The organism is Chryseobacterium metallicongregator (genome assembly GCF_031324065.1).
Classification (GTDB): domain Bacteria; phylum Bacteroidota; class Bacteroidia; order Flavobacteriales; family Weeksellaceae; genus Chryseobacterium; species Chryseobacterium metallicongregator.
This window is the reverse complement of record NZ_JAVIXS010000015.1, coordinates 77,794-92,160: the sequence shown is the minus strand read 5'-3', so window position 1 is coordinate 92,160 and position 14,367 is coordinate 77,794. Positions and strand designations below refer to the sequence as shown.

The 14,367-nt window shown below is 35.3% G+C and carries 12 protein-coding genes; 2 read left to right on the top strand and 10 right to left on the bottom strand.

What is annotated here, in order from left to right:
• Positions 1 to 578 precede the first annotated feature (578 nt).
• The 4 genes from REB14_RS15770 to REB14_RS15755 form a co-directional block, all read right to left on the bottom strand.
• Positions 579 to 1,922 carry a hypothetical protein gene (locus REB14_RS15770; RefSeq protein ID WP_309522634.1) on the bottom strand — a complete coding sequence of 448 codons (1,344 nt, stop codon included), beginning with the start codon at positions 1,920 to 1,922 and terminating at the stop codon, positions 579 to 581.
• A gap of 634 nt (positions 1,923 to 2,556) precedes the next feature.
• On the bottom strand, positions 2,557 to 3,468 hold the full coding sequence (locus REB14_RS15765) for a hypothetical protein (RefSeq protein WP_309522633.1): 912 nt from the start codon (positions 3,466 to 3,468) through the stop codon (positions 2,557 to 2,559).
• Between the two features lie 20 nt (positions 3,469 to 3,488).
• Complete coding sequence (locus REB14_RS15760; protein ID WP_309522632.1) at positions 3,489 to 4,130, bottom strand: hypothetical protein; 642 nt, start codon at positions 4,128 to 4,130, stop codon at positions 3,489 to 3,491.
• Positions 4,131 to 4,590: 460 nt separating this feature from the next.
• Complete coding sequence (locus REB14_RS15755) at positions 4,591 to 5,310, bottom strand: hypothetical protein (RefSeq protein ID WP_309522631.1); 720 nt, start codon at positions 5,308 to 5,310, stop codon at positions 4,591 to 4,593.
• Positions 5,311 to 5,839: 529 nt separating this feature from the next.
• Between REB14_RS15755 and REB14_RS15750 the strand changes: the two genes are divergently transcribed.
• On the top strand, positions 5,840 to 6,673 hold the full coding sequence (locus tag REB14_RS15750) for an alpha/beta hydrolase fold domain-containing protein (protein WP_309522630.1): 834 nt from the start codon (positions 5,840 to 5,842) through the stop codon (positions 6,671 to 6,673).
• A gap of 202 nt (positions 6,674 to 6,875) precedes the next feature.
• Here the strand turns inward: REB14_RS15750 and REB14_RS15745 are convergent, their stop codons facing one another.
• Positions 6,876 to 7,322, bottom strand: coding sequence for a hypothetical protein (locus REB14_RS15745; RefSeq protein ID WP_309522629.1), 447 nt, complete (start codon positions 7,320 to 7,322; stop codon positions 6,876 to 6,878).
• 206 nt (positions 7,323 to 7,528) lie between these two features.
• Positions 7,529 to 8,113, bottom strand: a complete 585-nt coding sequence (locus tag REB14_RS15740; RefSeq protein ID WP_309522628.1) for a hypothetical protein — start codon at positions 8,111 to 8,113, stop codon at positions 7,529 to 7,531.
• A gap of 627 nt (positions 8,114 to 8,740) precedes the next feature.
• Here REB14_RS15740 and REB14_RS15735 point away from each other — a divergent pair.
• On the top strand, positions 8,741 to 9,457 hold the full coding sequence (locus REB14_RS15735; protein ID WP_309522627.1) for a hypothetical protein: 717 nt from the start codon (positions 8,741 to 8,743) through the stop codon (positions 9,455 to 9,457).
• Positions 9,458 to 10,045: 588 nt separating this feature from the next.
• Here REB14_RS15735 and REB14_RS15730 read toward each other — a convergent pair.
• The 4 genes from REB14_RS15730 to REB14_RS15715 all read right to left on the bottom strand — a co-directional run bounded on the left by REB14_RS15730 (position 10,046) and on the right by REB14_RS15715 (position 14,075).
• Positions 10,046 to 10,804, bottom strand: coding sequence for a hypothetical protein (locus tag REB14_RS15730; RefSeq protein WP_309522626.1), 759 nt, complete (start codon positions 10,802 to 10,804; stop codon positions 10,046 to 10,048).
• A 36-nt stretch (positions 10,805 to 10,840) separates the two neighbouring features.
• Complete coding sequence (locus REB14_RS15725; RefSeq protein WP_309522625.1) at positions 10,841 to 11,617, bottom strand: hypothetical protein; 777 nt, start codon at positions 11,615 to 11,617, stop codon at positions 10,841 to 10,843.
• A 20-nt stretch (positions 11,618 to 11,637) separates the two neighbouring features.
• Positions 11,638 to 12,432, bottom strand: coding sequence for a hypothetical protein (locus REB14_RS15720; protein ID WP_309522624.1), 795 nt, complete (start codon positions 12,430 to 12,432; stop codon positions 11,638 to 11,640).
• A gap of 1,238 nt (positions 12,433 to 13,670) precedes the next feature.
• On the bottom strand, positions 13,671 to 14,075 hold the full coding sequence (locus REB14_RS15715) for a hypothetical protein (RefSeq protein WP_309522623.1): 405 nt from the start codon (positions 14,073 to 14,075) through the stop codon (positions 13,671 to 13,673).
• Positions 14,076 to 14,367 lie beyond the last annotated feature (292 nt).

Below are 14,367 nucleotides of genomic sequence, written 5' to 3'. Positions count from 1 at the left end.
TAAATAAATTTTATTTTTTGTGTTATTTAAATAAATTGACATTGTTGCAGACTATTCAGCTCTTTCACATTTGGCTGAGTAAAACCTTTTTTCATATCCGAAATTCCCCTTCCCTATTTATGCTTACATGTAAAAAATAACAAGAAAAGTTATCATTACTAAAATATCATTAACTTGGATCGTTCATCAAATACTCCACAAAGAAAAGGAAATAAAAAATCAACTTTAAAAACAACGATACTTATTAAATACGTATTGTTAAAATGTTATATATCAAATAATTACGAGAAAAAAAAATCAATTGAAGTGTAAATGCAGTAGATGCCAGATAAGAAAAGAGAAACTATAAGCTTCCAAAACTTATTATTTTTGATATAGAAAAACAAAAATGACTAATATTTTTAACCGCTCAGCTTAAGATGTGACAATTAACAAAAGAAGAACTGCCTTGTATCGGAATAATTTTCCTGAGCATTTGTTATATTTTTAGAAACGTTTTTGATACAATTTTAAAGTATTTTATATTTTTATCATAGCTTTATATAAAGGCAATAATCCTTAGCATTTTCTAGTTTATTTTATAATGGCGTATAAACAATATGCATGAAAGCGGTATTTTGCCTATAACTTGGGCCACCAGCATTTGTTTGTGAATAACAATAAATTACATCCCCCGCTGCAAGCAATTTTACATAAGTCCCTGCAAAAACCATAAGACTCCCCGTTTGACGGAGACCTGCAAAAGGCCAATTAGTGGAGCCAGCTTTAATATATAGACCATAATTTGAATTAGTATCTACATTTCCAAGTTGAACACCAGCAATAATCTGATATATACCCGCCTTAGCAACAGTGTAGGTATTATTTGCTGCATTCCAGGTACCTCCTCCAGCCGCATTGATATTAACCGTTCCAAATACCACTGTATTTTCAGTCAGGTTTCCTGGTAAATTTGTTGAAATGTTTGTAGTTTGTTCGGCATTAAAAATATTGCTTGGTATTTTCAGGGATCCTACAAAATCATTGGTAGAAATCTGTGACACAGCCCCCCCTCCATCGGCAAGTAATATCCCTGAATTAGCAGCACTGGTGACAGATGCAACTGAACGGAATCTCACATTGCCATTCACATCCAAAGTGTGATCAGGAGTTGATGTCCTAATACCAAAATTACCGGCTGAAGTAATGGTAGCTTGATTTGTATTATTAGTCACTAAATATAGATCATTTGGAGTAGTCGTACCAAAAAAACCTTTTCCGCCTCCAATATAGGATTTCAAACTAATGGTTCCATTGGTATGGTTAAACCCGAAATTATTATCAGGTGTTTGTACTGTTAGTGGGGTATCAGGTGTACTGGTGCCTATCCCTATTCTATGATTGGCAGCATCTACAGATAAGGTATTTCCATCAACGGAAAATGCATTGACCTGATTTCCTGTAAAAGTAAGGGTATTAGCTCCCTGTGATACAGTTCGGTTACCGTTAAGGCTGCCATCGGTATTATAAATATTAACACCTGCTGTTCCTACAGCCCCTCCATCTGTAGCCCTCCATCCTGAATTGCTGTATACAAATTCCAGGGCTTTTCCATTGGGAATGGTAACCCCGTTCAATGTAGCTCCAAAACCACCTGTTGTATTGTTGAAGATAACAAGACGCTGCCCTGCATTGGGTGCAGCTGGCGCGGTAATCGTTACTGTGGCAGTGGCCGCTCCCGTAAGCTGCACCTGACTTACATTAGCTGGTACTGTGACAGCATTGCTGGCGACTGCTACAGCCGTTTCTCTATTCGTGATTGCTCCGTTGACATCAAGCGTTGTCCCGGGAGTTGTGGTATTAATCCCTACATTCCCTGCCTGAGCAAAAAGGCCTGTGTTTACAGAGAGTAAACCGATTATAATTACTTTTTTTGAAATCATAATAAATACATTTTATTTTTTGTGTTATTTAGAATAAATTTATATTGTTACAGTCTACACGACCAATTCAAATTTTGTTGGGGGGTCAAAGTGTTAATAAAAATTCCTTATCCCTATTTGCGATTTCATAAAAAACTAAGAATTAATAACAAGAGAAAGTTAATAACTTATCACCCGCTACTGACAGAATTAATTCAATTTTATATCATTCAGTAAATCTTTTGCAAAGAAACAATAAATAAAAAAATAAACCCTAAAATTTAAATACTTACTAAATACGTATATTTTAGAATACTAAATATCAAATGATTACAAAAAAAAATCCCTCTTGCAGTGCAAATGCAGTAGATGCTAGGTGAAAAAGCTCAGCTAATTGGTAAAAATAAGAGGCATAAGTTGATAAAAACTTATTATTTTTCTGCCTATTCTTTGCATATATAATCTACCACAGATATCCAAATTCTGTCACAAATTTTTAGTTTTTCCAAATCATAAATGCGGAACATAGCTGCACCGCATTCTTCATTCTATCTATAGCTTAAAATTTTTATTTTTAAAAAAATATCAGCAGTAAAAATAATATTCTTTAAATCCTATTCATTCTCATTATTTATCTGGTCTTTAGAATCTTTTGTTATGGTATTGGTGTATACATGACAGAAATATGACCTCCTGCTTCCCTGTAACTCCCGGCTTTAGCCATCATTGTTACCAAACGAAAGGTATCTCCGGCATTTAATTTAAGTGTTGTAGATATAAAAGTATACCCTCCTGAATCCAGCCATCTGCCTCCATTAAAGTTTATGGAAACATTTCCCGCAACTAACCCCATTCCTACACCTTTATCTGCAGATATGTAATCTGCTAATTGTTGGAACATATTTACGTAAACCTGTGATATACCTGACGAATTTACATTAATCCCTCTCTTAGGAATATCTGAAAAATTCTCCCTAACATCAAAGGTATACAAACCCGCCTTATTTACCATAAATTTACCCGGATCTACAATGGTGATATATTCATTATTGATATGATCCGTTTCTGTAAACCAGAGTGGGTTCTTTGTATTGTTTCCGGTCTTCCACGAGGTAGAAATTGATCTGGCATACAAAACGTTTGAAGGAATCTTAAGATCGTATACAATTGATTTAACATCTGTAAGCAAGCGCACCCATTTACCATTACTTACCGTTCCGGAAGCAGCAGGATTGGAAAAATAGTAAAATCCGGGAGTTACAGCTACCTGTTGTCCTTCATTTAGCACGGTATTTCCATTACCATAGTTATATAGCATCATTCCATCAAAATCTGATAATATCTGAACATTATCTATTACTGAACGGTCAAATTTAAACTTTGTAAGGTCCGCTTTGGGAAAGCCTAAACCCTTTCCTATGCTATTTCCAAAGTCGTTAAATTTACTCGCATCCATAAAAAAATTGGAGTTTGACAATGTATTCTCAACATTCTGATTGGTTCCTATTTGTGCCTGTACAAAATAACATGGAATTGTAAGTACAAGAAATGATATTAATTTTTTCATTTTAAAATTTGTTTTTTTAGTTAAAATCCTGCTAGCTGATACCATCTTACTCCGTCACTATGAAACACGATGGATCTCGTTGTCAATAATGAAATTGCTATCTGATTGGTATTATAGGATTCCTGAAAAGTAAATCCAAATGCTGCACCTGCACTATTTCTTATTGAAATGGTCCTGTCCTTATATGTATTTGCCGGAGGCATCACCAGGTTACCATTCGAAACAATGAATTCAAAAAAAGTAACCCCTTGCTGACTGTTATTGGCGGACATATTAAAAGTGCCTGAAGAAAGGTTGGTCATTGCAATAAATGGTTGCTGTGTAACACTTGTACTACTTTCTCCATTTAATTTTATCCATTTACCCAGATTTTCGTCGAAATAGTAGAACCCTACCGAATCAACATTAGAAGCCTGCCCCGTTGCAGTACCTGTACTTATATTATCAACATAAATAAGGGTAGAAGCCCTAACAGGAGACATGTTCATAGCTCTTTCCCTGTCTACTGCGGGGATTAATAATCCATCTACAGTAGCCATAGATCCGGTAGGATTCTTCGCTTTAATATCTAAAGTAGCATTGGGAGCCTCTGTATTGACCCCTACCTGAGAGTAAACGGTCGCGGAGAAAACCCCCGCAGCCATTAAAAATAATTTTTTCATTATATTTTGTTTTTTAATCCCCACAAAGAGAATAAAAAAATATTATGTATCAACTAATAATAATACGTATTATGTACGTATCATTAAAAACGTATCAAATCTGCAAATAAATATTAAAGAAAATCCTCGTAACGGAGCTACAAAATATAAAAAACACATTTTTCTCAACTTTACAAGATAAAATCTACAATAGAAAAAAACCAGTAAGTGGCTTGATAACTTCCAAGAAGCTATTCTGTTTAAATCTGAACCTTTACATACAACTTGAGACTCTACATTATCTGGCTTTTTCTATCTTATTTCTCAGGAAAATAAAAGTTTAAACAACTTTAATAATGAATTGAACCTGCAAAAATTAGTTCTGCAGGTTCTTTTGTAAATATGAAAACAATTTTATTATAGTGATTGAGTCCTAGATTCTTTTTGGCTTTTTTATACATTGTTGGTTTATCTTCATTCATCACTCAATACCATTCATCCACCTCCTCATCTGGACTCTATGAGCAGGAGTCTCTTCAACTCCTCCTGCAAGAATATCCATTACTTTGTCCCAAAGATTCTTTTTCTTAGATTGAGATGCTTTTAATTCATGGTAAGCCTCCAAATACTCCTTTTCATACTCACCAGCCTCTTCATCAGAATAATGTAGCGGAATATGTTGAATAATATCCATAGTTAAAGCATCTACTTCTCCGGGTTCTAATGTTTCCATCATTCTGAGCTTTAACCTATAGGTTTCCGCTATTGATACAATATTATCCAATGCTTTAAAAACTTCCGCCCAAGAATGATTCCATTTTTGTAAGTTTTCACCCACAAAAATTACATCTCCAGCCTTCTTTAACTGATCCATACTGGCCATAATTAAACCTTTATAATAATCGGTCATTTCCCAGTCTTCCACCAGGTTGACAGCATCTCTGTTTTTAAACTTTTCTTCAATTCTTTCTAGGATTTTAAGCTGATGATCCGAATTTTCCAATAACCGGGCTTTCTCTCTTGTCCACAAATTGATCACCATACTGTTGCCAGTGGACGCAATTAACTTTCCGCATTCGCCAATATTTGTCCTTATTTGATCATCACTGGCACGAATCTCCTGATTCGTTGATTTGATTTCAACAGCCAGCTTTCTTAAACTCTGAACTGCTTTTATTACAGGATTAAATTCCTTTTCCATCTTTTGTTTATTTTAATTATGAGATTTTTCTTTATTCTTACATACATAATATAACTATACCCCCCAACAAAAAATTAATAATTGAAAAAAAATGGAAGGTATAGTAGTATGCTTCCTTTGATTAAACTCGTCATCAATAATCTTCCAACGAGAACAATCATTTTATTTTCCGGCAAATCTCCAATAAAAACAACAAATCATCAAGGACCAGGATACGTATTATCTACGTATAAAAATTCACCGAATGAGCCTATAAAAATAGCTTAAATGTATAGAAGTATTAAAAATATGAGTCGTCTGCTTTTCTCTATCGATAAGTAATATCATTATCAAAATATAATTATACGTATCCGATACGCATATTGGTTTTATAGCACTATGATCCTTTTATTTTATCTTCACCTCGCATTCAAAAATCTAAGCAAATGTTTGGAATAGTATTATCTCTGTATTGAAAAGTAATTTCATACCATTTTAGAGGTCAAAAACAATTAATTTAAAACTTTACAATTTATAACATTAACTATTTATGGGTATTAACAGTCAAATAATTGAAGACAACAGAACTTTGTATGATAGTATTGGCAATACTTATCCTGCAGCGGAAGGTGTAACTATAACAACTGAAATAATCAACAATATTACATGCTATTGGTTTGAGCCCGAAAATTCTAAATCCAATGAATTAGTGTTTTACATTCATGGCGGCGGGTATGCTATCGGCTCATTTCAGTCGCACAAAGCAATGGTTTCCCATTTTGCTAAAGGATTAGATAGAACCATTCTTTTTATATCGTATGCTTTAGCCCCGGAAAAGCCCTATCCAAATGGATTGAATGATATTCTGAGTGTTTATGAATATGCCGTTCAAAAATTTCCAATGCATCATTTTTATCTCTTTGGCGACAGTGCGGGAGGAGGATTGGCTATTGCATCTGTCAATGAAATCAATAAGAAAAACTGGAAAACGCCAAAAGCAGTATCGGTAATTTCTCCCTGGTATAACTTGGAAAGCAATAATCCTTCTTTTGACAGCCGCCAGCACTTAGACCAGATTTTAAATAAAGAAATGGTAAAAAGCTTTGCTTATGCCTATGCAGGAACCCAGCTATCCGCTGCTGACCCGAGTCAATTGAGTTTTACAACTTTTCCGCCAGTATTTATAGGCGTTGGTACAAATGAAATAATGTTTGATGATGCTATGAATTTTTTCGACATGGTATACCAGATCCAACCCAATTCCCAATTAAAAATTTATGGCGGAGAAGGACATGTGCTGACACAGTTAAATATTTCCAGTCCTGCTGCACAGGATTTAATCATGAACATTGCTTACTTTTTTAACAATACTGATCGTGAATAGAATTTAGATTAGTATTCTATTTCTTACTTTTACTTCTTTTTACAACATTCTTTGGTAATAACAGTGGCAAATGTATTACGTCTTTTATTGTGAAAGGAAAAAGGATTATTCCTTTATATTTACTATGAAATATGGGCTGTTTTAATATTAAAACAGCCCATATTCATCCTTATAGAATTCCTGCAAACCCTACTTCACCCCATTAAAGTCCTCTTTTATGCAAAAGGTTTACTACAGTATTATGAATGAATTTCTCCTGTGGAGTGTCCACATCACTCCCTGTAATATTGACCTTAAAAGCGGCAGAATCCCAATAAAAGATAGCCCGTCCCCCATTATTACCCATGATCCAAACAGCAGGATCTGTTCCCATGGTAGAAAGAATCGTACTGTTCGGAGGTAATTGGGCCGCAGTTACTCTTCCATAAGATCCCCCGGTCCCTGAAACAGTGATATTTCTTGCATCTCCAAAAATACCATTATTAACCATGTCACTTGTAGAAGTTGTGTTTACAACACCGGAGGCTATACTTCCCGTTCCTCCCAACATATTGAATATAGTAGTGCCTACATTACTTCTTAGTGTTATTATAGCAACTCCTCCCATCTCTATATACTGCTTAATCTTTGCAGCCTCAGTAGCTGACATCTCAACAGACCCTGTAAATATCAGATCATATGTCTGAAATAATTGGGTGGCACTAAGAGTAGATAAAGCAGATGTAATATCTGTAAAGGTGAACCCTGTATTACTTACAAATGTACCATTAGGACCATAATTTACTTGATTAGTGAGCTGAGATCGTAAGGCCGTCGATAAATCACTGGTATTCCAGCTGCCAAAACGAAAATTTCTCAGAATTGGGGTAGTATGAGAACACTGTAAAGAAAGTTTGCTCCAAGTTCCTGTAAGGTACCTGTACTGACCGGAGTTCCTGTAAGAGTATAGGTAACAATCTGAGTTTGTCCTGCCGTCAATGTAACACTCGCAGGTGAAACAGAGGACACCGTTATCCCGCTGCTTATTCCTCTCAACACCAAATCGCTGGTTTGAAGCGCAAACGTTGCTGTAGAAAAGGAGTTATTGGTAAGAGTCACTGTAAACTTTGTACCGCTCAGAGCCACCCCATTTAAATATGTTCCTTCAAACCCATTTTCCGCACAATCTGCCAGTAGTGTAGGAGTTGTTGTTCCACTGCATTGATCACATAAACACTCTGACCACACTGTTCCGTTATAAAATCTCGGGCATTTCCTAGTAGAGTCATACATAATCGTCCCTTCGGCAACACTCCCTCCCTGTGGGTTAATCAGGTTTGTAGGGTTTGTATTGGCAGGAAGCACCAATCCCATATTATAAGTCTTGGTCTTGTTAATGTCCAGTGCTCCCCTGGGAGTACTTGTACCTATTCCCACCTGCCCTGAAATGCTTAGACTCATCACACCTAAAAAAAGAAAGAGCAATTGATGTAAAATTTTTTTTTCATATGTTCATTTTAAATTCCTTACAAAGGAACACCTATAATTGACAAAGTCAATAATATTACGATACATATTACCTACGCACTTAAGTAAAATATATATTATTTTTTCAAAATAACATCATATTATAACGCACATTGGGAAGCTAATTACATTTTCATAATCCTGAAAATTTGGAATGAGTTTTCTATTTTAAATCTCAATGTTGAAAATTCAATACTTATGGAAGAAAATAAATTGTGTGGCTTTATCTATATCATTCTTATCACTGATATAATTTTTAGAAATTGATAAAATTTACCACAAACCATCTGAATTCTAAAATAGAACGGACTAAAGATAATTGTACATTTCTATTAAAAATAACCAGGCATTCATGTATTAAACAAGATCACATTAACTGATAAACAGTCAAATAAAGTATTTTTTTACATTTAAAGACGAATTTCAGATAATGCAGTATAAATGCAGTGCGTTTTTTTTTCATTTACAAAGCAATTACTATATTTTTATAGTACCAAACAATAGTATCTAATATTATTGTTTGGTTGAGATCTTAATTTTATTGATTAATATACATTTAAAATGAAAAAAAATTTATTACTCACAGCAATCCTTTTATATGGATTATGTACAGCCCAAGTAGGAATAAATACTTCTACTCCTCAAAAAATGCTTCACGTCAATGGATCTTTGCAGGTCGTAAATGAGCTGAATGTAGGAGGAAATGCTACTACATCTGGGTCACCGGGCACAAATGGACAATTTTTAATCTCTAAGGGCCCTGGAATTGCTCCGCAATGGACGTCAGTCAGCATACCTGTATTGGATCCAGGTGCCTACAAATTAAAAGGGGTTTATAATTTTAATTTAAATGATGTTTTTACAAATACGAATAGTAACTTTTTAACACTGGGAAATTTTAACAATATCACCGTAGGGTCTTCTACTAATTTTATAGTCGTAGAATTTCAATCTACAGCCTCTGTTCTTACTTTATCCAGTGGAGAGGCAATGTCCTATAAATACAGATTATCCGGAAATAACGGCATTGTGACTTCTGAATCTCCTTTCTTTTATATAGCTACCAGTGGGTTCGATCCTGTGAATAATCTTATATCTTTTAAATTTTTTTTAACCAATATAACCCCCAATACCTATAATTTAATATTGGAAGCATACAGAAGTAACACAGCAGGAGCCGCCACACCTTCAAAATTTTTACATTTTAACAGAACCTATACTAACTCAACCAGCTTCATTAGTGATGGGAAAGCTATTGTTTATGTTTATGAACAGTAATTTTTTTTTGCCTATCTCTTACTTAAAGGTCATTTCCTGATAAATTCAGTTATTATCTTTTATTAATATCAGAGATTAAAGGGATAGTTCAATACATTAAAAGACGAAACTTTTCTTTTACTATTAGAACCATAACAGACATCCCGGCATCTGTGAAGTAAAAATAAGCCTTATTTCAAATAAAAGCTTCCCATCTTAAAAATATGATATAGAAACCGTTTCAACTTTTACATTGATTATTTTTAACCATGAAAAGCACAAAAGTTTAAACACCTAAGCTTTTTAGAGCCAAGCTTTATACATAATAAATGCACCTGAATTTTGCGGAAATCTTTGCCTATTGAGCGAAGTCGAAATGTTCTTCTTATGTGAACTTTTCTCCGGAATCATTTTCTAAACTTACTTAAGTGAACTCAAGTGTTTTTAAAATGAAGCTCTTATCACTTCCTCTGCATTATAAAGTTTAAACAACTTTATACTATACACAGCAGACAATATGCCCTGAAGCAAAAAAGCCGGAAATAAACTATTCCGGCAATACGCTTAACAAGCTGAATGATTATCATCTGTATCTTTTATCACGAGCCGTTACTGCCCCAGGTAAACAAAAACATTAAGGTTAAGATGTTTAGGATCAATGGATACAGGCATATTTGTTCCCCCCGTATTTACCGTAAAGGAATGGTAATGGTTTCCTGCATTGCTGGTAGTATATTTTCCGCTAGTATCATCAGCATTATCATTGCCGAGGCCTCCGGCATTGACAGAAGTATTTCCTCTATCTGTTATAAAATGGTAGTGATTACCCGCCGAAAGAGCAGTACCGTAAAAGGTCATCGCAGGCAGATTAGCCTGTACAAGGGTAACTGCAGCATTACCTCCTGTAGCTCCCAGGGCTTCCGTTCCGGTCTTTGCTTTCAAATATCTGTTCGTGGCATCCGGAATTGCAGCAGCAAAGCCAAGAGACCGCGCATTAGCCTGTGCAACTGCCGGTAAAGAAGAAACGGTTCTTCCATTCAGCAGGTACCAGCCGTTGTGATCATTTGTTACCACACTGTATTTTACATGTCCGAAAGGCATATCTTCTATGGACAAGCGAAACCATTGGATTCCGTTATTGACATAAAGTCCTTCATTTACACTGGCATTATTTACCGTATTATAGACAATCATTCCTTTAACATGCTGGGAAAGCGGAGATGCACTGGTGATATTGACCAGTGATACCCGGGGAGGTAACAATCCTTTATTGCTGGTATACATTTCCAGTATTGCATTCCGATCCGGTGCAGGCGTATTGATTCCCACTTGTCCGCTTACCCTATGATCATTACAAATAATCATCATTAAAACTATTATAAATTTTAAATTTTTCATCGCTTATTAACTTCCTAAATAAATAAAAACATTCGTCACCAAATAACTAGGGGTGATATTGATGGGTTGAGAACTCCCTCCGGAGCTGAATGACAGGCTATGGGTATGAACTCCGGCATCCGCTGTTTTATAAGTATCCGAAGTATTATCTGCTACAGGATTATTGGCTCCGCTTCCACTATTTACAGAGGCGCCTGCTCCCCTGTCTGAATAAGTATGGGTATGGGCACCATCTGTTGATGTACTCCCTGTAAAAAAAACATTTGGAAGATTAGCCTGCACAAGGGTTACTGTAGCATTTCCTGACAGAGAGCCCAGGGTTTCTGCAGCATCTTTTGTTTTAATGAATCTGTCATTTGCATTGGGCAGACTGACTGTAAATCCAAGACTCGCTGCTCTTGCCTGTACATTTGCGGGAAGCGAAGAAACAGCTCTTCCATCCAATAAATACCATCCCTTATGATCTGCTGCGGCAAAACTATTTGAAATTGTACCGTAAGGATAATCATGAGAAACAGCAGACCAGCTGCTGCCATTATTTTCATATATTCCTTCAGAAACATTGTTAGTGCTGGCAAGATTATAGGTGATCATTCCTTTTACATGGGCCGATAAAGGTATGGGAGATCCTGTATTGCTCAGGTTGTTTCTCGTAAGCAGCAGACCCTTATTGGATGATGTAACGTCTAAAACAGAATTGGAACTGGGGCTCCCCGTCCCTATCCCGATTTGTCCATGAACAATAATGTTGCCAAGAACAGGGATAATATAAAATAATTTCATTTTCATCATGTATTTTTTCACTAATAACCTAAATAAATAAAAGCATTGGCAGCCAGATTCTTGGGTTCCATATCAATCGCAGCGTTGGATCCACCTGAACTTACCTGCACCGTATGAGAATGATTCCCTGCCGACCCTGTATTCTGATTGTTCAGCTGGGTTCTGTTGGCAAGCTGAACTCTCCCGTCACCATGATGCCAGGGTTTATCACCTCTATCGATATATTGGTGACTGTGTGCCCCGCTGCTGGTAGTTGTACCGGTATAATTAATATTGGGTAAGTTCCGCTGTGCCAGGGTAACTGTTTGCGCACCGCCTGTGCTTAACAGTGCAGAAGATCCTTTTTGTTTCAAATACCGGTCTGTGGCATCAGGAAGTGATGCAGTCAGTCCGATTTTAGCTGCATTGGCCTGAGCTCCTGCGGATAATGAGGTTACATTTCTTCCGTTCAGCATATACCATCCCTGATGGTCCGCTGCTGCAAAGCTGTAATACACATCACCAATATTTGGCTGGCTGGTGTACAGTCTGTTCCATTTTGTTCCGTCATTATAATAAATACCTTCCACAACATCATTTACAACAGCCGTATTATATATTGTCATTCCTTTTTCATGAGCTGAAAGAGGAGATGCTGATGAAGTGCTTATTAAAGATATACGGGGTAGCAGCAATCCTTTTGAAGCGGAGGATAATTCTAATGCTGAATTTACGTTAGGACTCCCCGTTCCTATGCCGACTTGAGCCATGTTTGTACCCGGCATGCACAGTAAAATCACAAATAATACCATTGCATTTACATAATTTTTTTTCATTAAATAAGTGTCTTTTTGTTGTATATATTGATGTTAAATCCAATTGATTAAACCTTATATTATTATCAGATTATTTAACCCTCCAAAGATAGTGCGCCACATTTTTTCCCAGAGTTTTCCAAGCCATTGATCTCTTTACAGTGATAGATCGATGCATTATCCGGACTAATAACGTCCTTGGGTGATATGTGATTGTTCAGCAATTGCTTTATCAAATCAGCCATTATATTTCCCATATGATGACAGTGAAAAAAAAATCATTAACCTTCGCAATAATTCGCAAAAAAATAATCTTTTACGGTTTCTGTTGGAAACTCAATTCCTAATCTGCCAATACATTAATGAGAGTGCTAATAAAAACATGTTAAAACTTAATACATTTTTCCCTTTTCAAAATTTTTGCAAAAAAACTAATAAATTGATATAATCTTAAAAAACAACATACGTATAAGATGCGTATAATATATATCCTGTGGCAGTGGGCTTTTATAGAATTCGCAGTGGAAATAGAGTATGCACATTTTATTTAATTATATTATTCTAAAAAATCAAAGGGGTTGATTTTTTAGAATATTCTGTACTATTATCCTGAGAATGCCTCTAATAAGGTTTTATTCTACATGACCAATGCCACAGAATCTCATTTTAATTGGGAAGAGCATATTTGCCCTAACTGTATTCTATAAATAAAACACATGAAAGAGAGCGCCATAATACCAATATCTTTGTGCGTTGCTCTGCCCTTTCTCGCTTCAGTGGTATATTTTCAAACACTCAGGTAGCATTATTTAATAAAATAAATTGTATGACTTAAACGTTCTTAATTGCTTTATATAGTAAGCAACATGTTTGTGTCAATACACCCAATTATTCCTAAACTTTAGGTCTGATCGGAAATACAGGAATGAGAGCAGCCTCCTTTTATGGTATTTGAAAAAATATAATAATCATATCGATTATATTTACACTTCTATTTTTCTAAAACGCGGGGATTTTTCATTCAATTTTTAAATCTGTTATTGTAAGTAATCAGAAAAATGTTGAAAAAGCGTTATAGACATTTAGAAACGAAGAAAAATTGAGAAGAGAACTTCCTGCTTTTCCTCCGTAAATAAAGAAAACCTGCAGGGAAACAGGTTTTCAAATGTCAGAGAACTTATGGATGACCATTCTTTCTCATCATTTATTAATTTTTAGAGAAATCTTATTTTAGCGTGATTTGATTTTTATGATCGTACTCACTGAAATACAACACCTTCAGCATCATCAGTGATATCAAGTTGTAAATTGACTGATCCTGATAGCATATAAATCCCTGGCTGATTTATCATAATCCTTCCAGACGTTCCAATTGTTGCTCCAATAGTATTCAATACAGCATGCCCGGAAGTGATTGGTATTGTTTGGGGGGCTCCTGTATTATAGTTTGAAGCTGAAAATGGAAATGCATTGGTAGAAGTATTAAAAGCAACCTGGCTTTGAGGAGCGATTGTAGCCTTCCCCAAAACCCCATTTTCATCACTAAATAACGGAGAGACAGTAGAACTGGTAAGAGTTGGCAGATTCCTTATTCTTGCATCTCCATTGACATCAAGGGTTTTAGTGGGGGCAGTTGTATTAATTCCTACCTGTAAATAAATCACTCAGCAAGAAATACATTCAAAAGTAATACAAGTTTTTTCATTTTTTTTGTTTTTAAAATCTTCCCCAAAGAAACAGATAAATTGGGGCAATTAAGTAAAAACACAATACGTATAAAGTACATATGCTTCAATATAATAATACTATTTAGATTGCAGTGTAAATGAGGTGTATTACTTTTTTTGAAAATTTACCAACCAGGCCAATATTTTTAGAAAAACAGAAATGTATTATGGATACATTTTAAATTTTATACAACACGCCTTATTATTTTAAGGAAATTATCAATCAACA